This window comes from Planococcus soli (genome assembly GCF_016881065.1).
GTDB lineage: Bacteria > Bacillota > Bacilli > Bacillales_A > Planococcaceae > Planococcus > Planococcus soli.
Genome location: NZ_WXYN01000007.1, coordinates 206,726 through 225,670 on the forward strand (window position 1 = coordinate 206,726; position 18,945 = coordinate 225,670).

The following is an 18,945-nucleotide window of genomic DNA, read 5'->3' on the forward strand; positions in this document are numbered from 1 at the left end:
CTAAGTCGTATAGAAGCTTTTTTTGAGAATCTCAATGTATGCATAAAACTCATCCCAGTAAGGATCAAAATCCAGTTCTGTCATCTTTTTTCCTTGGAGCCTTTGCAAAAGATCCTGCTGATAGCCGTCTACCCCCCAGCGAATTAAATTGAAGGCCTTGTCAACATCCACATCTTTTCGAAAAAGTGTCTTATCAATGCCTTCATACAACAATTCGTATCCTTGCTGCTGCAACTGCTCGTAGCGTTTCTGCAGATGCGGAGGCAGATCAAGATCTTTTGTCAGCATGACCGTCCCCATAAAATTAAAGACATGCTCGTTCTCCATCTGCGCCTTCATTTTTATTTGGCATGCACCTTTAAGCCGTTTAATAAAATCTGCCTCGTTCTTATCAACCAAACTCAAATAGCTATCGATGATGAAATTCAAGCTGTACTCAATCAGATACTCGTACAAATCCTTTTTGTTTTTGAAATAATAAAACAGCATGCCTTTTCCGATGCCGGCCTGCTTGACAATGCGATTGGTCGAAGCTTGCCCATAACCTTTTTCAGCAAACTCCATCAATGCCGAATCCAAGATTTTCTTCTGCTTATCAGGGTCGAGGCTCTCAAATTTCTCCATGCTCATCCCCTCTTCCTGTTCTTTAGACCTCATTGGTCGACTTCAGAATACAACTTTCGACCACATTGGTCAATGAATTTTATTCAATTTTCTATTATTTCAAATTTCAAGCCAAACCGTTGCCCACAACCCGCGATAATGCTATGTTTTAATTGCCATAATAGTTATAGGAGGAATAGCAATTGAAAAAAATATCTTTTGGAAAAAAAGGACCCATCGTTGCCGGCCTGGTAATGCTGTCGCTTTTAAGTGCCTGTGGTAATGAGGACGATACGGCTTCTGAAGAAACCACCACTGCTTGGGATGAAATACAGGAAGAAGGCAGTTTGACTGTTGCAACATCTGGTACATTATTTCCCACATCTTATCGCGAAGAAGGTTCGGACGAATTGACGGGCTTTGAAGTGGAAGTAGTTCGTGAATTAGGAGAACGCCTTGAGTTGGAAATCGAATTCACGGAGCTTGGCTTTGATGAAATGCTGACATCTGTCCAAACGGGTCAAGTCGACCTTGCAGCCAACGATATTGAAATAACGGAAGACCGCGCAGAGAACTTCATCTTCTCTACGCCATTCAAGTACTCTTACGGAACAGCAATTGTCCGTTCTGATGATTTATCAGGCATCGAGACATTGGAAGATCTGGAAGGCAAGAAAGCTGCAGGTGCTTCCACTTCTGTCTACATGGAAACGGCCCGTGAATACGGCGCTGAAGAAGTGGTTTACGACAATGCCACCAACGAAACCTACTTGCGCGATGTCGCTATCGGGCGGACGGACGTCATTTTAAATGACTACTATCTGCAGACTTTGGCGATTGCTGCATTTCCCGAATTGGAGATCACCATTCATCCGAACTTGAAATACAGTCCTTCTGAAGTTGGTGTGGTCATGAACAAGGACAACGAAGAATTGGCCGAGAACGTCAACCGTGCCATTGAAGAAATGCTGGAAGACGGCACGATCGCTGAAATCTCTGCTGAGTTTTTCAACGGTGCCGATGCTACAGAACAAGTCGATATTAAAGAATAAACCAAAAGAAGCCGCTCTCGACTGAGTTGCTTCTTTTTATTTGAGCTGTTCCAACGATAATCCCCAGTTAATTGGAGATACTTTCCAACGATTTTAAAGAGGCATTCGAAAACGGCTGCTGACTGCCTTTCCCTAAATCTTCAAAAGCTTTATACTAATAAAAAATAAGTAAGAATAGTCTGTGTATGGAGGGGTTTGGATGAACATTTCTTTTTCTCCGCTCGGTGACCAAGCAATCGTCATTGAGCTTGGCAATGAAATCAATGAACAGACGGAGCAGCAGATCAGAAAAGTGGCGGCTCTATTGGAAAGCCGACAGCCCGAATGGATGACTGAATTTGTTCCTGCCTTTGTTACGGTATCCGTCTTTTACGATCCCTGCCTGGCCCTATACGATAAAGTGAAAATTGAACTCGAGCGTCTGCTGGCACATCTTGGAGAGGACATCCCTGCTGAATCCAGAACCGTTGAAATTCCTGTTTGCTATGGCGGAAAATTTGGCCCTGACCTGGAATTTGTGGCGCAGCACAACAAGCTGACGCCCCGCGAAGTCATCGACATCCATACCGCCGGCAATTACTCGGTGCATATGATCGGCTTCGCACCAGGCTTTCCATTTATCGGGGGCATGTCTGAAAAGATCGCAGCACCGCGGCGCGATTCCCCACGGATTCGCATTCCGGAACGGACCGTCGGCATTGCCGGCATGCAGACCGGGGTTTATCCGATCGAAACTCCGGGAGGCTGGCAGCTGATCGGCAAGACACCGCTCCGCCTGTTCCGGCCTGAAAATGATCCCCCGACTCTGCTGCAGGCAGGAGACAAGGTGATTTTCAAGGAAATCTCAGAAGACGACTATCACGCATGGGAGGAAGATCCAGATGCTGAAAATCCTTAAAAGCGGACTGCAGACGACGGTCCAGGACTTGGGCCGGACTGGCTTCCAAAAATACGGTGTTATTGCCAGCGGCGCCATGGATCCTTACGCACACCGGCTGGCCAATTTACTGGTCGGCAATAACGAACAGGCCGCAGCTCTTGAAATCACATTGGCCGGACCTGTGATTGAATTTACAGAAGATGTACTCATTGCTTTATGCGGCGGAGACTTGAGCCCCCAGTTGGATGGCGAAGCCGTGGGAACGTGGCGAACCCTTGCCGTAGCTAAAGGCAGCACCTTGACGTTTGGTGAGCCTCGCATCGGTGCACGCTGTTATTTGGCCATCGCAGGAGGCATTGATGTACCGGCAGTGATGGGCAGCCGGTCGACTTACCTGCGTGCCAGAATCGGCGGGTTCCAAGGGCGCGCCTTGGAAAAAGGCGACGAGCTTCCTATAGGAGATGCCACCCAGCAACAGAAAGCATTGCAGCAGCACGGTGAAAACGACTTTGATTGGCAGCTGGCGCCTGCACGTTATTTTGAGGAGCCAGTCATCCGGATGATGCCGGGCAGGCAATTCAATTTATTCGATGAAGACAGCAAAAAACGGATTTTCAGCGAAGCCTATACCGTTTCCGCCAACTCTGACCGAATGGGCTACCGGTTGGAGGGTTCCGGCCTTGCCTTGAAAACTCCCGCGGAATTGATTTCGGAAGCGGTGGCTTTCGGCTCTGTCCAGGTTCCTGCGGACGGCAATCCGATTGTTCTGCTGGCTGATCGGCAAACAACCGGCGGCTACCCGAAAATTGGACAGGTTGCCTCTGTCGACTTGCCGCTCATCAGCCAATTAAAACAAGGGCAGCAGCTGCGTTTTAAAGAAATCTCCGTGGCAGACGCTCAACAGCGTTGGATCGAACAGGAACAATCCATTCACCGAATAAAAGCAGCTATTCAACTAAAGTGGGAGGAATGGACATGAAGCATAAAGTGGATTTGAACTGCGATATGGGAGAAAGTTTCGGTGCTTATAAGATGGGCAATGATGAAGAAATACTGGATTACGTGACATCAGCGAATATCGCCTGCGGCTTTCACGCCGGAGATCCAGCGACCATGCGCAAAACAGTCAAATTGGCGCTCGAAAAAAATGTCGGCATCGGGGCTCATCCCGGACTTCAGGATTTGGTCGGCTTTGGCCGGCGGAATATTGCCTTGTCCCCACAGGAAGCTTATGACCTCACCATCTATCAGATTGGAGCCCTATCCGGATTTGTCAAAGCTGAAGGCGGCCACCTGCAGCATGTGAAAGCACATGGCGCTTTGTACAATATGGCGGTGAGAGATGCAGCCTTATCCGAAGCCATTGCAGAAGCGGTTTATAAGATCGACCCAGAACTGGTGCTCTTCGGCTTGTCAGGCAGTGAAATTATCACAGCCGGCGAAAAAATAGGGCTGCGGACAGCCAATGAAGTGTTTTCAGATCGTACATATCAACCGGACGGATCATTGACGCCGCGAACCCAAAGCAATGCGTTGATCACCGAACCCCAGATCGCCATCGAGCAGGTAATCCGAATGGTCAAGGAAAATAAAGTGGCAACTGTTAAAGGTGGGGATGCCGAACTTCAGGCAGAGACCATCTGCATCCACGGAGATGGCATTCACGCTCTTGATTTTGCCATCCAGATTTCAAAATCATTGAAAAGAGCCGGTATCGAGATTGTAAAAGTGAGCGAATTCGTTTAATACGAGCGATTGGAAAAAATGAAGAAGTAATATCTATAATCGCAATGCCTTGTTTGATGTTTTTGCTCACGCAAAAAACCAGTAAAGCCGATTTTGGCCTTACTGGTTTTTTAGAGAAAATAATATTCAGAGCGAAGAGTTGCCCGTTTCCACAAGCTCAGCCGCCTCCTCCGATGGTGCGATTCGGGGATCTTGAAGCCAGCAAGCAACAGAATGCCCAGTTTCAGATACCGTATCACGTGGTGTATACGTGTGGCATACCGTCATCGTATGCGGACACCTGGCCGCAAATGCGCAGCCTTCCCCAAGCGTCGCCAAATTGGGTGGGGAGCCGGCAATCGGGAGCAGCGGCTGCGAGCGGTCTTCGTTAAGCTTGGGCATCGATTGCAGCAGACCCAACGTGTACGGATGCTGAGGATTATAAAAAATTTCATCCAAAGTTCCCTGCTCCACAATTTTTCCGCCGTACATCACGGCTACGCGGTCAGCCATGTTGGCGACTACGCCAAGATCATGGGTGATCAAAATAATTGCAGTATCGGTTTTCTTTTGCAGATCTTTCATTAAATCCAGAATCTGTGCCTGGATTGTGACGTCAAGCGCTGTCGTCGGTTCATCCGCAATCAGCACCTTCGGGTTGCAGGCAAGCGCCAATGCGATGACGACGCGCTGCCTCATGCCTCCTGAAAACTGATGGGGGTAATTGTCGAGGCGGTTTTCTGCCTGCGGAATCCCGACCAGTTTGAGCATGTCCAGCGCCCGTTCACGAGCTTGCGCTTTCGTCACCTGCTCATGACGCTGAACGCCTTCCATGATCTGTTTGCCGACTTTCATCGTCGGATTCAAGGAAGTCATCGGATCCTGGAAGACCATCGAGATTTCTGACCCCCGTAAATTGGTGACTTGGCGCTTGGTCATCTTCAGCAAACTTTCGCCGTTATAGACAATATCGCCTTTGGTTACTTCAGTAGTAGCTGTCGGCAATAGCTGCATGATGGATTTGGCAGTGACCGATTTGCCCGATCCCGACTCTCCGACGATGGCCAGTGTCTCCCCTTTTTTCAAATCAAAGCTTACACCCCGCACCGCTGTCAGTTTGCCGGTTTGGGTTTTAAATGCTACATGCAGGTTATCGACTGTCAAAATGGTGTTGCTCATGGTGAACCCTCCCCTATTTTCTCATTTTCGGATCTAATGCATCACGCAGTCCGTCGCCAAGCAAATTGAAAGAAATCATGATGATGCTGATGACCAAAGCCGGGAAAATCAGTTTATACGGGAAATACCGCATTGATTTATAGCCATCTTCGATCAATACACCAAGCGAGGCCAAAGGCGCCTGCAAACCGAGGCCTATAAAGCTAAGGAACGCTTCAAAGAAAATAGCGGTCGGGATGGTGAACATGACCGTCACGATAATCGGTCCCATGACATTCGGCAAGAGATGCTTGGAAATCAGCCGTGGATTCGAAGCGCCGAGCGTCCGTGAAGCCAGCACAAATTCCTGACCTTTCAGCTGCAGCACCTGCCCCCGTACTACACGCGCCATGCCAACCCATCCGGTGATGACCATTGCGAGAATAATAGAGGTAATGCCGGGTTCCAGCACCAGTATGAATAGGATGATAACAATCAAATTTGGAATCCCCATGAGAATTTCAATGATCCGCTGCATGACATTGTCAATGCGCCCTCCGTAGAAGGAAGAGATGCCGCCGTAAATGACTCCGATTACCAAATCGAGAAAAGCTGCCACTAAAGCGATGAACAGGGAAATCTGCGTGCCTTTCCAAACCCGCGTCCAAAGATCACGGCCGAATTCATCCGTACCAAACCAATAATTAATTTGGACATCCCGTTCTGCGTATTGATCCACTCCCTGCGAATCCTGGCCATTAAAACCGAGCCATTCCATGCCTTGTACTTTTGGCGGCATATTGGAATGGACCAAATTCTGTTCGCGATAGGAAAATTCATTCATGCTGGGTCCGATCAACGCTAAAGCAATCAACAGAACGAGCATGATCAACGAGATCATCGCACCTTTATTTTTGACGAGACGCTGAAAAGCTTCTTTCCAGAAAGATACCGAAGGCGTACCGATTTCCTCGCTTTTTCGTTGATCGAGCGGTGCTTTTACAAACAAGTCTGATGGAATTTCGTCATAGGCATATTGATTTTGCGCCTGCAGGTCCTGATGAGGGGGAAGGTGCGGCGTATTTCCTGTCATGCTGATTCCCCCTTATAATTGATGCGTGGATCCAGGAAGCTGTAGATAATATCTACGACAAATACCACTAAAATGAACAAGGCACTGTAGAAAATGGTAATTCCCATGATGACGCTGTAATCCAATACAAGAATTGATAATGTGAATTGCTCACCAAGTCCTGGTACCGCAAATATTTTTTCGATGACCAAAGTTCCGGTCATAATAGACACGGCGAGCGGCCCAAGCATAGTGACAACCGGGATCAGCGCATTGCGGATGACGTGCTTGACGATGACCTGGTTTTCTTTCAGTCCCTTTGCTCTGGCCGTAATGATATAGTCCTGGCCGATCACTTCGAGCATTTCACTGCGGATAAAACGGGCAACTGTAGCCGTCACTGTCACTGATAGGGCAATGGACGGCAACAGCGTACTGGAATAGCCTTCCCATAAAGCGACTGGCAGCCATTCCAACTTAACGCCAACATAATATTGCAGCAATGCCGCAAAGACAAATGACGGAATTGACATCCCTAAAACAGCTAAAGTTACAGAGCCATAATCTAAGATCGAATTGTGCCTCAGGGCAGAAACGATCCCCAAAACAAGGCCGATAATTGCCCCGATAACCAAAGCCTGCAGCCCGATGAATGCAGATGGGCCGATCCGGTCGCTGATCATGCTTGTGACGGTACGGCCTTCATGTTGGAACGAATAACCCAAATCACCCTGCACCAAATTGCCAATATACTGTATGTATTGGATGGCGACTGGCTGATCCAGTCCGTATTTGGCATTCAAGATCGCCAGTTGGCTTTCGGTCAATTTTTCCGGGTTAGTAAACGGCGTTCCTGGCAGCAGCTGCATCAGGAAAAAAGTCGCTGTTACAATAATGAAAAGCGTAATAAGCATAAAGCCGATCCGCTGCAATAAATAACGTTTCATGCGAACACCTCAGTTCTGTAGGGTGATGAGAAAAGCGCAAGCGCCCGGGTAGCTCTGACGGGCATAAGACAGACCAGCGAAGTGGCGTGTTTTCAGCCGCACAACACGAAAAGTGAAAGTGCCTGTTCAGCTCTGACAGGTGTAAGACGACCTGGCGAAGCGGCGTGTTTTCAGCCGCACAGCCAGATTGGCTTACATCCCGAAGAGCTAGGCACTGCAACTGGACAACGGGTTGGCTTATGACCCGAAGAGCTGGGTGCTGGAGCCTGGACAATATAGAAAAGCGCAAGCTATCAAAAATACGAGGGCATCCGGAAACCGGCTACACCCTCGTATCTATAAGCTGTAAACCTGTCTTCTATTCTTCGATCGTCACCCATTTATAAGAGAACGAAGCTCCTGTTGGATGCACCAATAGATCTTTAATTTTGCTTCTCATTAAGACTGCTGCGCCTTCCTGGTAAAGCGGTACGATGGCTGCATCTTCTTCCAGCAGGATTTTCTCAATGTCTAGCAGCATTTGATAGCGAGCTTCAAGATCTGTTTCAGTTCGAGCTGATGCTACCAACTCTTCCAATTCGGCATTCGAGTAATCCATGCGGTTAGCCGATCCGCCTTCAAGCCACATATCCAAATAAGTCATCGGATCGCTGTAATCCGGTCCCCATGAAGATAGAGACAAATCGTAATCGATCGCTTTTTCAATTTCCAAACGCTGAGCAAAAGGAACGGCTTTGATTTCTAATTTAAATCCTGGAAGATTGTCTTCCAATTGTGCCTGAATATACTCGGCCACTTTTTTATGGTCTTCTGAATCTGCAATGTTGATGGATACAGTAACTTCAGTTTCGCCAGTTTCCTGTAAGCCCGTTTCCCAAAGCGCCTGTGCTTCTTCGAGTGTGCCTGTGTTAAAGTCTCCGTTCAAGTCCCGGAAATCTTCACCTGATGGCGAGTTGAAGAATCCTTTCGGAACCACACCGTTTAATGCTGTAGAACCGTTCTTCAGAATAACATCCGTTAAGCTTTCTTTATCGATCGCCATGTTGACTGCCTGGCGAATGTTTTTATTGCCCAATACCGGATGGTTATGGTTAAAGCGAAGGAAAATGATTTCCGGCTCTAAAATCGTTTCAAAGTTTTCATCGTCTTTGTTCTGGTCAACAGCCTCTGAACTTAAAACAATGCGGTCCACTTTGTTTGTTTCATACAAATTGATGCCCGCTGCCGGATCTTTGACTACATAGGCATTGATCGCATCCAGTTGAACGGATTCCGCATCCCAGTAATCTTCGTTCTTCTCGTATTTCCATCCTTGTTCGTGCGTCCAGTCAACCAATGTGAATGGTCCGTTGAATAGGATGTTCTCTGCTTCCAGCGCATACTGGTCGCCTTGCTCTTCAACAAACTTCTGGTTTTGAGGAAGGAAAGTCGGGAATGTCAGCAATGACTGGAACAATGGGTTCGCTGCTTCCAACGTAACTTCCAGTGTTTTTTCGTCAATTGCTTTAACACCCAGGTCTTCTGCGTCCATTTCTTCGTTCATGACCGCTTCAGCGTTTTTGATGCCTGCTGTAACAAACATGAAATTATACGGGCTTGCATCTTTCATGACGCGTTTCCATGCGTATTCAAAATCCTGTGCCGTAACCGGATCTCCATTGCTCCAGTTGGAATCGCGCAATGTAAACGTGTGGACGATCTGGTCTTCACTTTCTGTATGCTCTGTTACTAAAGCTTCAATTGGCTCATGGTTCTCATCTTGGCGGTAAAGCCCTTCGTTGACGTTGTTCAATACCGTAAAGGCAATGCCGTCATGAGCTTTTGTCGAATCTAAAGTAGGGATATCAGCTGTGGTTGAAATGTTCAATACTTGCCCAGTTTCCCCTTCCCCTTCTGCTGCTGCGCCTTCTTCGCTCGAGCTTTCCGAAGAATTGAAATTACATCCTGATAAAAATAAAATAAATGCGATCATAATCATTAAAATCTGTGTACTTCTCTTTCTCCCCATTTTCCTACCCCCAATTTTTTGATTATTCTTTATAATCATAATTGTTATTGTAAAATTTGGCAACAAGATGTTTAAATTTTCAAACATATATATTTCATGGTAACCTTGAAATACATATGGAAAGGATCGATTTTCATGAATTTCAGAAATATTTTATTGTCGATTTCATTAGGCAGCTCGTTTATTTTGCCTTTCTTCCTATACAAGGAGTGGTCCGTTGCAAACTGGTTTGATGCTTTATTTTTGATTGGGCTTTTGCTGATTATGGCCTATTTTGCCATGGTATTGATCGAAGGCCAGTTTTTCACAGCGTTTTTCAAAAGCACTCAAAACTTTTTTGCAAAAATAAATAAAAAAGATAGTTTGATTCGGGAAAGTGAAAAACGCACTTCTGATTCGGTAGATTATCGAAAAGAATTCCCAAACAGAAAATCGTTTCTTCAGATAGGCCTGTTTTTTTGCATTGGCAGTTTGCTGATTTCCTCTGTCATGTATTATTTGAATTAGAAAAATTAAAACCGACAAAAAACGGCAATGCCCCTTCTCCGGGCATTGCCGTTTTTATGCAAAATCACGCTAGGCCTCTTAACTGCCGCCCAATCGACTCTACAATTTTTTCTAAATAACCGGTACTGTGCGGCACCAAGTCTTTTAAACCAATTGCCCTTTCAAACAACTTTTTTCTGCCATCCGAAGTTATTTCAAAGCCTTCAACGTTCACTTTTTCTTTTGTTCCCGTAAATAATGCCGCTAATGCCTCAAAGTCCGCCTTTGCCATGCCGGACACTTCTTCCAGCTGCAACTCAAACCTTAGGTCAATGTTCTCCAAATCCTTATATAAGAAACAGTGGCAGCGTTCATTATCGATAAAACCGGACAACGCTATTTGATCCTTAATGATCCCCATCGGAGTCAGTTCTTCAAAACCCACTCCAATTCCGAGCTCTTCTTGGACTTCGCGGATCCCATCTTCGACTGTTTCGTCCGCCAATAAATGGCCCGCTGCCGTGATATCGAACAGCCCTGGAAAATCTTTCTTTCCATCACTCCGCAGCTGCAGATAGACAACATTTCTGCCGCCTTGCCGTCCCGCAACCCAGCAATGGAAAGTTTCATGCCAATAGCCTTTTTCATGGACAGTCTGGCGGTCAGCGATGCCCTTAGGCGTTCCCTGTTCATCGTAAATGCAAAGTTTCTCAGTCTCCATTTTCATGCCCCTTTTTCTTTTAGCCTAGCAAAAAACCAGCCGGTCCTCCTGCTGGCTTCCGTTCATTCCAATTAAGTTTCTTTCAACTACGTATATTGATTAAAGCGGGCATCATCTGGTGCCACGTGCTTGATAAACAACAAATCTTCTTCCGTAATGTCCGGAACGAAAAATTCAGTACCCCAATGCTCCGATGAGAAAATGTGCTGCTCTTCTTTGCTCAGGAAAACTGAAAACCACTTGAGTTTTTTCTTTCTGCTGACGTGTTGGGTCATCAGGAATTCAGCGATGTCCAGCGTCAGAAGACCAGAAAAAATCGTCATGCCCTGCTTTTCGTTGGTATCGAATAACCCAGGCAAGTGGGATGTCAGATCTTCAATTGTTTCCGTTTCTTCATTGAAGCAATGAATTTCAAAAAGATCAGATTTAGCCAGGAAATATTCCATCAGCAGGAGCCAGTAATCATAGTTCCCGATAGCCGGCATCCGATCCGTTTCTCGTTCGCCCAGAAATTCGGTAAGTTCAAACTGCAATTGTGTTTTAAGTTCCATGCTCCTTCACCTGCCCTTTTCTCCCTTTAGCTCATTACGGCTCTGCGTTTAAGCGCTCTATCCACCCAGTGACTTCGTGTAAGCCGTCAATTTCTCCATCAGCCTCCAGACATCTCCAGTGATGATCTTTTTTCCAGATGGCTTTCATACCAACTGCTTTTGCAGCCTCAATATCATTTTTCGGATGATCTCCGACATACACTGCCTCGTCCGGTGAAACGCCCAAGCTTGCCAGCGCTTTAAAGAAAATAGCGGCATCCGGTTTTGCCAATCCTTCCCATTCAGAAATAAGTATTTCTTCAAAATGGCCTTCGATTCCCAAAGCCTGAATATTATCCAGCTGAAATTGGCCTCTGCCGTTAGTGATCATCCCTAAGCGGAGAGTTTGCCGGGACAGGTTCTCGAGCATGCTGTCCAACTCCGGATACGGTACGCAATGATACTTAAAGTTGGATACGTAGTCAGCCAGCAAAGTTTGCCAGTCTACACCTCTAATATCCAACTCTTTGGTTAACTGTTGATAAACCCGGTCTTTCCAGACATAGCCTTTGGCATCCAACTCGATAAACCGGTCGATAAAAAGATCTTTCGGTATATGCTGCACATGCTCGGCTAACCTGTTGTACTGATCCTCTACAAATGCAGCCAAGGAGCTGTCCCGATCTAATAAGGTCCCATCCAAATCAAAAATAACGGCTTTAATCATTCCAATTCTCCTATCCCATCATTCGCTGCTTCCCAGATTCAGCCGCTGGTAAAATCCCAGCGATTCTTTCAGAAACTCTTTGTCGTAATGCGTTTTTTCATGTATTCGTTCTACCCATTCCTCCAGTGTTTCAATCGCGCTGTCGGGATGGAGCCCAGTGCTTGTACTCATAAAACTTTTCCAATTATCGAATTCCCAGTGGACGGTTTCGCTACTTTCCCACAGCCGAACTTCCACCAGCGGTTCCGGATGGATATGGTGCTGGGAATATTCAGCGGCCTCTAGGAAATCTGCCCGTTCAACAGGTTCCATTTCATAGATCTGATTGGACTGTTTGCCGTTAGGCCGATAATAAATGACTTCTACCCCTTTACCCGCTTGCTTTACTTGAACTTCCGCTCCAGGGAAAAACCCTGACAGTCTGCCGCCTTGGAACTCCGGTCGATCTGCATCCACCAGGATTGGCTGAATCCACTGGTCGCCCAAATCACATAGAAATCTGCGGCCATCCCGGTCTTCGGCCATGATCGCTGCATGGGCCTGTTCCGTGCCCAGTTCGCTTCCCACCGGGTAGGCTCTGACGCCGGCTCCATCAAAAGCTGCCAGCAGCCAAATGGCCAAATCAAAACAATTGCCGGTGATGCCGTATTGGTCATGATGCTGTTTCATCAGTTCCACACTGCGCTGCTTCTTTTCACCTGACCGTTGATAGTACCAAGCTTTCGTTAAGGTCTCCATCGGAAAATCATCAAACTGCCGCCATATGGAAAGTATTTCTTCCGGTGCTTCCATTTTTCCACCTTCTCTTTTTTCGTATGGCTATTACTTCTCTTTTTTCTTTAGAAAGTCCTTCATATAAAAATGAACTTAAGTTATTTAACTTCTTTAGGCAGAAAAAGAGCAGGCCCCAGGGCCTGCTCTTTTTCATGAAGTCATAAATCTATTCAAATAAAAAACTTTTTCGTTGACGGATTTGGTAATGGTTCAGTTGCTTGAATAACTCTGAAGATGTTCCTTGATCTACAGTAAATTCAACTCCACATTCCACCACATCTACTCCTGTTGCTTTCCGAACAATAGACCCCTCTAGTAAGAAAGCGCTGTCTAATATTTCAAAGCTGCAACGCACACTTTCCCCCAAAGGGATATCCAGTGCAGAAGAAAACACTAGCCCTCCGGCGCTGACATCATAAATGTCGACCGGGAAAAAATTGCCTCCATAAATTGAAATCTTTCCATTCAAAGCTTGATTGAAAAAAACCCGAAAAAATTCACGACGATTTTCTGACATTTCGCCCTCTCCATCCTTCTTTACATATATAAATTGATAAGCAATCCCTTGATTTCTCCAACTAGATCCAAAGTACCAATTCCTTCTTCTTCATTATTCAATACTTGATCTTGAATTTCAATCATTTTTTTATCAATCACTTTAATGATTTGCTGGGATTTCATTTCCCCGGCTGGATGCTGGCTTTGCTCGTCAGATAAAAGCAAGCCAAAACGGATTGACTCCCCAACAAATTGCTTTACCGCGTGCTTATAATTTAATACATTCTCAAGCGTGCGTTGATTGGAGAGTTTCTGTCCTTGTTCGTCCACTCGTCCCATTAATTGGTTTAAAGAATCATTTTGCAGCTTAGATTGGGATTTTTTCATGGCGTTTGAAAAAATTTCACTCGTTTTGTTTCCCGCAACTTGTACTGAAAACCGTTCATTCTGGATATTGCTCTGACTATCAATGCGCAATTACAGCACCTCGTCTTCTTTAAAATTTACTTGCTGTTTGTTGTTCAGTTTAACAACGAGTTCCACTTTGCCATGATCGGTTTGGAGCACTTTGGCAATTTGTTTGGTAGAAAACCCCTGCCTTGAGAGCTGAATTATTTTCTTTGTCTCCACAGAAGCCTCTTCTGGAATTTCAGCCTCTTTAGAACTAGGAGCAAAATTCTCTTCCAAACTTTCGATTCTTTTCGTTAGATGGATTTCACTTTCTTTTACATAGGCGATTAATTTATCATAAAGTTCATCATTTTCTTTTTCAAGCTGCGCCACGAATTCTGCCATACTTTCGTGGACTCCAGTTGGATCTTCATCCATTCGCTGCTTTTTGACTGTTAGCATCAGCAGGACATTCATTAGCAACAGGACAATACTGATTGCCACCAATAGCAATTCCATGATTATCACCCTGGCCTTCTGTTTATTATTTTCATTTCAATAATTGTCGTGCACCGATAATATTGAAGCATGCAAACGCAGCATGGCTTTTGAATGAAGCTGCGAAACTCTTGATACGCTGACACTCAGGATTTCTGCGATTTCGGTTAATTTCATTTCTTCGAAATAACATAGGGAGACCGTAATTTTTTCCTTTTCGGGCAATCGCTCAATGGCGCGTACAAGCGATTCTTTGGTCATCTGCTCTGACAGGTGGCGCTCGGGTGAATCGACATGGTAGTTTCCGAGCCTTCCTTGTTCTTCAAAATTTTCATCATCCATCGATATCATCGTCGATAAGGCTGCTTCAGAAACTGTTTTATTCAGCTCGGCTTTGGTGATGCCTAAGTATGAACTGACATCTTCATCGGAAACAGAGGTGCTATTCTGCTGCTCCAGCAGAAGATAGGCTTTTTCAATTTTCTTGACTTTATCCCGGACTGAGCGGGGAAGCCAATCACTGCTGCGCAACCCGTCAATAATAGCTCCTTTAATGCGCCAAGAAGCGTATGTTTCAAACTTCAAATCCCGTTCGATGTTGAATTTGCTTAGGGCATCAAGCAAGCCTTCATAAGCGTAGCTGCGGACATCGTCTTTTTCCACCGTTTTAGGCAAACTGATCATGAACCGTTGAATCACGTAATCGACCAAAGGAAGATACTGTTCAACCAAGTATTCGCCAGCTTCCGGATCCCGATGTTGTTGCCAATCGCTCCAGCAGGTGAGTTCTTCTTTGGACAACTTATGATTCACCATAATCTTCACCACCATTTCCAAGCGGAAAAGCCGCTCTTATTTAAACAGAATCTTCATAATGAATCCTTTGAGGCCTAATTTGTAAGGGACTGGCAGCTGGAGAAATTCACTGGCCACTTTTCGGATAGCGGTCGCCGATGGGCTGTCCGGATATGCCAGTAAAAGCGGCGTTTGTTTTTTCACCGCTTCCGGAATGCGTGCATCGCTTGGAATGAAACCAAGCGTGCCGATTTCTTTGCCGAGAAACTGCTCCGCTACCCGTTTAAAGTTATCTGCCGTCTGCTGACCTTCGCGTAAGCTGGTAGATTGATTGATCACCAGCTTCATGTGGACGTTCGGGTCTTTGCCATGAACCATCTTAACGACTGAGTAAGCGTCAGTAATGGAGGTCGGTTCAGGAGTCGTCACCAGGATGACGTCGTCAGCAGCTAGGATAAAGCGGAGATTTTCGTAAGATAGACCTGCTCCCGTATCCAAGATGATATAGTCCACTTTTCCCTGCAGCGTGCTCAGTTCTTTAAAAAACTTTTCCAATTTAAGGTCGTCCATCCGAAACAGGTCATTAAATCCGTTGCCTCCTGAGATAAATAACAGGCCATTGGGACCTTCTTCAATAATATCCTGCGCGGCCAGATCTTTTTCGATCATCGTTGCGATCGTTTCCTGCGGTGTCCGGCCCAACAGCACATCGATATTCGCAAAACCGAGGTCAACATCGAATATGAGTACTTTCTTGTTTTGTTCCACCAGGCTCAATGCAAAATTTAATGCAAAGTTGGATTTCCCGACCCCGCCTTTGCCGCTTGTAATGGCCAGGACCCGCGTCTTTCTGATGGTTTTTCGATCAGGTTTTTTTTTTTGCTTTGCCAACATTTTTTCCCTTAATTCATTCGCCTGATCAAGCATGGTTTTCTTCCCCCATTAAAAAATCTGCAACCAATTCAGAAGTGACTGTCAAAATATCGTCCGGAACGTTTTGTCCATTAGCTATGTAGCGGATGGGAATATCGTAGTGGGAAATCAGGTTCAGAATGGCTCCCGAAGAGCTTGTTTCGTCTTTTTTGGTTAGCAGCAGTTCATCCATGGCAATCGACTGGAAATTGTCGATGATTTTTTTCATGTCTTCGTATTTGGCAGTGAGGCTGAGCACCAAGTTAATCTGGACTTTGTTGTCATTCGGCAATAAGCGCTCAAGCTCAACAATATACTGTTTTTGCTGGTAGTTGCGCCCGGCAGTGTCCATCAGAATAATGTCACATTCTGCAAAATCCTCAATCGCATGCTTCAGCTCTGCTGCCGAGTCAACTACTTTGACCGGCAGATTTAAGATGCTGCCATAAGTCTTCAATTGCTCAACTGCAGCAATCCGGTATGTATCGGCAGTGATCAAACCTACTTTTTTATCTCTAGTCAGCATATAATCAGCCGCGATTTTGGCGATTGTTGTGGTCTTCCCTACACCTGTCGGACCAATAAAACAAATGATTTCAGGATCTTGAGCAACTTTTGGCGGCTGTTTTTCTTCAATTATGGCAAGGATTTCTTCCCGAGCAGCAGACCATACCTTCTCTAACGTATGGTCAGTCTCGTCATTCAAATTCGAAATGATTTTCGCCATCAATTCCGCTTGGATGTCTTCTGCTACTTCCTGCGCAGTTAAGTGTTTTTTCAATAACTGAAATGTTTCAGGCAGACGGTCTTCAGTCATCTGCTGCATCATGAATTGCTTGATGTTCTTCAACTCGCTGATCAGTTCGGTTGCCGTTTCTTTTAGAACAACCGGCTGCTTGACAGGCTGTACTTTCGGAAATTCTGCCGGTACGTGTTCCCGTTCACTTTCCCGTGTTGCTATAGGGTCAATCGCTGCTGTCACTTCCAGTTTTTCTTTTTGGAAAAATCCTAGAAAGCCGCCAGTTTTCACTTTTTTCGTATTCAAAATCATAGCGTCCGCGCCTAAATCTCGTTTGATAAGCGGGATTGCCTCTGTCATATTTCCAACAATGTATGTTTTCAGCCTCATGAGATGTTAACCACTCCAACACTTTGAATTTCAATTTCCGGTTCCAGCTCATTGTACGAAAGCACCGGCAAATCAGGCGCAAATCGCTCTACAAACTGTCTCATATAAATACGGATGGCAGGAGACGTGAGCAAAATCGGTTGAACACCTGTCTGCTGAAGCTGCGCGGCCTGTTCCGTGATCTTCTGGAAAATGGTCTGGGAAGATTCAGGATCGATGGACAGGAAATTGCCCTGCTCTGTCCGATGCACCGAGTCTGCAAATTTCTTCTCGAGGCTCGCTCCGGCTGTGATCACCTGCAGCGGCTCTCTTTGCGTCGTGTATTGCAGCGTGATTTGCCTTGATAGTGCCTGCCTGACGTATTCCGTCAACAGATCCGTATCTTTTGTCTGCGAGGAGTAATCAGCCAGCGTTTCCAAAATGACCAGTAAGTTGCGGATTGATACTTTCTCTTTCAGAAGTTTCATCAATACTTTTTGCACTTCTCCGATCGTCATCAGCTGCGGCACCAATTCCTCCACAACTGCAGGCGCAGTTTCGCGCACATTTTCGATCAGCGACTTGACTTCCTGTCTGCCGATCAGCTCATGGGCATGGCGCTTGATCACTTCTGTTAAATGCGTCGAGACTACAGACGGCGGATCGACAATGGCGTAGCCGGCCATTTCGGCTTCTTCTTTCATTTCTTCATTGACCCATAGCGCAGGCATTCCGAAAGCGGGTTCAACCGTTTCGATTCCCTCCACCGCTTCGTCATCAATTCCTGGGCTCATGGCCAAGTAATGGTCAAGCATAATTTCTCCGGATGCCACCCGATTGCCTTTGATCTTGATGACGTATTCGCTCGGCTGCAGCTGGATATTGTCGCGGATCCGGATAACCGGTACCACGATGCCAAGCTCCATTGCACATTGCCGGCGAATCATGATGACACGGTCCAACAAATCGCCGCCTTGGTTTTTGTCGGCAATCGGAATCAGCCCATAGCCAAATTCAAATTCAATAGCATCGACATGAAGTAGGTCGATAACGCTTTCCGGACTTTTCATTCCTTCCAGCTCTTTCTCGTCCTTGCCTATTTCCACTTCCTGCTTTTCCTCAGAGTTTAATGCTTGCTGCATCCGGAAAGCACCATAGGAAATGACACCTGCAATCGGCACCACTAGCAATGGGCTGATTGGTGTAAATACGGCAAACATTACAAGGGTTGCAGCTACAACATACAGCATTTTAGGATAAGCAAAAAGCTGCTTCGTGATATCCGACCCTAAATTGCCATCCGATACTGCACGCGTTACGACAATACCCATCGCTGTGGAGATCAACAGCGCTGGAATCTGGGAAACCAGACCATCCCCGATAGATAACAAAGTGAACAGCTGAGCTGCTTCTCCAAATGGCAGTCCGTGGACCATCACGCCGATCAGCAAGCCTCCGATAATGTTAATGATGGTAATGATGATGCCGGCAATGGCGTCACCTTTGACGAATTTGCTGGCACCGTCCATTGCTCCGTAGAAATCCGCTTCCGAGCTGACTTTTTCGCGCCGATTTTTGGCTTCCTGATCCGAAATCATTCCGGATCCCAGATCGGCATCGATGCTCATTTGCTTGCCGGGCATCGAGTCGAGCGTAAATCGTGCAGCGACTTCTGCCACTCGCTCAGATCCTTTTGTGATAACCAGGAACTGAATGATGACCAGAATCAGGAATACCAAAATCCCGATAATGGCACTGCCGCCAACAACAAACGAACCGAAAGTCTCGATAACCTGTCCAGCTGTCTGTTCGGTCAAAATGGAACGGGTTGTTGATACGTTTAATCCTAAGCGGAACAAAGTAGTCAGCAAAATCAGTGTGGGGAATATAGAAAATTGAAGCGGTTCTCTCGTATTCATTGCCACCAACAGGATGGTTAGGGCAATACTGATATTAATCATGATTAATATATCTAATAAGAGCGGCGGAAGAGGGATGACCATCATCACAACGATCATGATGACGGCTACCATAATGGCATAATCTCTGATTTTCACGCGG

At 46.0% G+C, this 18,945-nt stretch carries 21 protein-coding genes; 5 read left to right on the plus strand and 16 right to left on the minus strand.

What is annotated here, in order from left to right:
• Positions 1-624 (minus strand): TetR/AcrR family transcriptional regulator, encoded by a 624-nt coding sequence (locus GJB59_RS03390; RefSeq protein ID WP_142827554.1) that lies wholly within the window; start codon positions 622-624, stop codon positions 1-3.
• 233 nt (positions 625-857) lie between these two features.
• On the opposite strand from GJB59_RS03390, the gene GJB59_RS03395 reads away from it, so the two are divergent.
• The 4 genes from GJB59_RS03395 (at position 858) to GJB59_RS03410 (ending at position 4,281) form a co-directional block, all read left to right on the plus strand.
• Positions 858-1,655, plus strand: a complete 798-nt coding sequence (locus tag GJB59_RS03395; RefSeq protein ID WP_425325251.1) for a transporter substrate-binding domain-containing protein — start codon at positions 858-860, stop codon at positions 1,653-1,655.
• Positions 1,656-1,854: 199 nt separating this feature from the next.
• Positions 1,855-2,553, plus strand: a complete 699-nt coding sequence (pxpB, locus tag GJB59_RS03400) for a 5-oxoprolinase subunit PxpB (RefSeq protein ID WP_142827556.1) — start codon at positions 1,855-1,857, stop codon at positions 2,551-2,553.
• Positions 2,537-3,514 carry a 5-oxoprolinase subunit C family protein gene (locus GJB59_RS03405; protein ID WP_142827557.1) on the plus strand — a complete coding sequence of 326 codons (978 nt, stop codon included), beginning with the start codon at positions 2,537-2,539 and terminating at the stop codon, positions 3,512-3,514. Before pxpB ends, GJB59_RS03405 begins: the two co-directional genes overlap by 17 nt.
• Positions 3,511-4,281, plus strand: coding sequence for a LamB/YcsF family protein (locus tag GJB59_RS03410; RefSeq protein WP_142827558.1), 771 nt, complete (start codon positions 3,511-3,513; stop codon positions 4,279-4,281). The genes GJB59_RS03405 and GJB59_RS03410 overlap by 4 nt, the downstream gene beginning before the upstream one ends.
• Positions 4,282-4,407: 126 nt before the next feature.
• On the opposite strand, the gene GJB59_RS03415 is transcribed toward GJB59_RS03410, so the two are convergent.
• The 4 genes from GJB59_RS03415 to GJB59_RS03430 all read right to left on the minus strand — a co-directional run bounded on the left by GJB59_RS03415 (position 4,408) and on the right by GJB59_RS03430 (position 9,445).
• Positions 4,408-5,439, minus strand: coding sequence for an ABC transporter ATP-binding protein (locus tag GJB59_RS03415; protein WP_142827559.1), 1,032 nt, complete (start codon positions 5,437-5,439; stop codon positions 4,408-4,410).
• Between the two features lie 13 nt (positions 5,440-5,452).
• The gene (opp3C, locus tag GJB59_RS03420; protein WP_142827560.1) at positions 5,453-6,511 is read right to left on the minus strand and encodes an oligopeptide ABC transporter permease; all 1,059 of its coding nucleotides are present in this window, start codon (positions 6,509-6,511) and stop codon (positions 5,453-5,455) included.
• Positions 6,508-7,437: an ABC transporter permease gene (locus GJB59_RS03425; protein WP_142827561.1), complete on the minus strand. Its 930-nt coding sequence runs from the start codon at positions 7,435-7,437 to the stop codon at positions 6,508-6,510. The genes opp3C and GJB59_RS03425 overlap by 4 nt, the downstream gene beginning before the upstream one ends.
• 358 nt (positions 7,438-7,795) lie before the next feature.
• Positions 7,796-9,445: a peptide ABC transporter substrate-binding protein gene (locus tag GJB59_RS03430; protein WP_142827562.1), complete on the minus strand. Its 1,650-nt coding sequence runs from the start codon at positions 9,443-9,445 to the stop codon at positions 7,796-7,798.
• Between the two features lie 135 nt (positions 9,446-9,580).
• Here GJB59_RS03430 and GJB59_RS03435 point away from each other — a divergent pair, with 135 nt between their 5' ends.
• A complete protein-coding gene (locus GJB59_RS03435; RefSeq protein WP_142827563.1) occupies positions 9,581-9,952 on the plus strand; it encodes a DUF3899 domain-containing protein in 372 nt (123 codons plus the stop codon).
• A 64-nt stretch (positions 9,953-10,016) separates the two neighbouring features.
• Here GJB59_RS03435 and GJB59_RS03440 read toward each other — a convergent pair whose 3' ends face one another.
• From GJB59_RS03440 to flhA, 11 genes are all read right to left on the minus strand, one after another.
• Complete coding sequence (locus GJB59_RS03440; protein ID WP_142827564.1) at positions 10,017-10,652, minus strand: NUDIX hydrolase; 636 nt, start codon at positions 10,650-10,652, stop codon at positions 10,017-10,019.
• Positions 10,653-10,738: 86 nt separating this feature from the next.
• Positions 10,739-11,203, minus strand: a complete 465-nt coding sequence (locus GJB59_RS03445) for a hypothetical protein (protein ID WP_142827565.1) — start codon at positions 11,201-11,203, stop codon at positions 10,739-10,741.
• 34 nt (positions 11,204-11,237) lie between these two features.
• Positions 11,238-11,909: an HAD family hydrolase gene (locus tag GJB59_RS03450; protein ID WP_142827566.1), complete on the minus strand. Its 672-nt coding sequence runs from the start codon at positions 11,907-11,909 to the stop codon at positions 11,238-11,240.
• Between the two features lie 18 nt (positions 11,910-11,927).
• Positions 11,928-12,701: an arylamine N-acetyltransferase family protein gene (locus GJB59_RS03455; protein ID WP_142827567.1), complete on the minus strand. Its 774-nt coding sequence runs from the start codon at positions 12,699-12,701 to the stop codon at positions 11,928-11,930.
• A 148-nt stretch (positions 12,702-12,849) separates the two neighbouring features.
• The gene (locus GJB59_RS03460) at positions 12,850-13,200 is read right to left on the minus strand and encodes a PilZ domain-containing protein (RefSeq protein WP_142827568.1); all 351 of its coding nucleotides are present in this window, start codon (positions 13,198-13,200) and stop codon (positions 12,850-12,852) included.
• A 20-nt stretch (positions 13,201-13,220) separates the two neighbouring features.
• Complete coding sequence (locus GJB59_RS03465) at positions 13,221-13,658, minus strand: YaaR family protein (RefSeq protein ID WP_142827569.1); 438 nt, start codon at positions 13,656-13,658, stop codon at positions 13,221-13,223.
• Positions 13,659-14,090: a DUF6115 domain-containing protein gene (locus tag GJB59_RS03470; protein WP_142827570.1), complete on the minus strand. Its 432-nt coding sequence runs from the start codon at positions 14,088-14,090 to the stop codon at positions 13,659-13,661.
• A 36-nt stretch (positions 14,091-14,126) separates the two neighbouring features.
• Complete coding sequence (locus GJB59_RS03475) at positions 14,127-14,885, minus strand: FliA/WhiG family RNA polymerase sigma factor (RefSeq protein WP_142827571.1); 759 nt, start codon at positions 14,883-14,885, stop codon at positions 14,127-14,129.
• Between the two features lie 36 nt (positions 14,886-14,921).
• Positions 14,922-15,791, minus strand: a complete 870-nt coding sequence (locus tag GJB59_RS03480) for a MinD/ParA family protein (protein ID WP_142827572.1) — start codon at positions 15,789-15,791, stop codon at positions 14,922-14,924.
• Complete coding sequence (gene flhF, locus GJB59_RS03485) at positions 15,784-16,905, minus strand: flagellar biosynthesis GTPase FlhF (RefSeq protein WP_142827573.1); 1,122 nt, start codon at positions 16,903-16,905, stop codon at positions 15,784-15,786. Before flhF ends, GJB59_RS03480 begins: the two co-directional genes overlap by 8 nt.
• Entirely contained in the window at positions 16,902-18,941 is a 2,040-nt protein-coding gene (flhA, locus tag GJB59_RS03490) for a flagellar biosynthesis protein FlhA (protein WP_142827574.1), read from the minus strand. The genes flhF and flhA overlap by 4 nt, the downstream gene beginning before the upstream one ends.
• Positions 18,942-18,945: the final 4 nt, after the last annotated feature.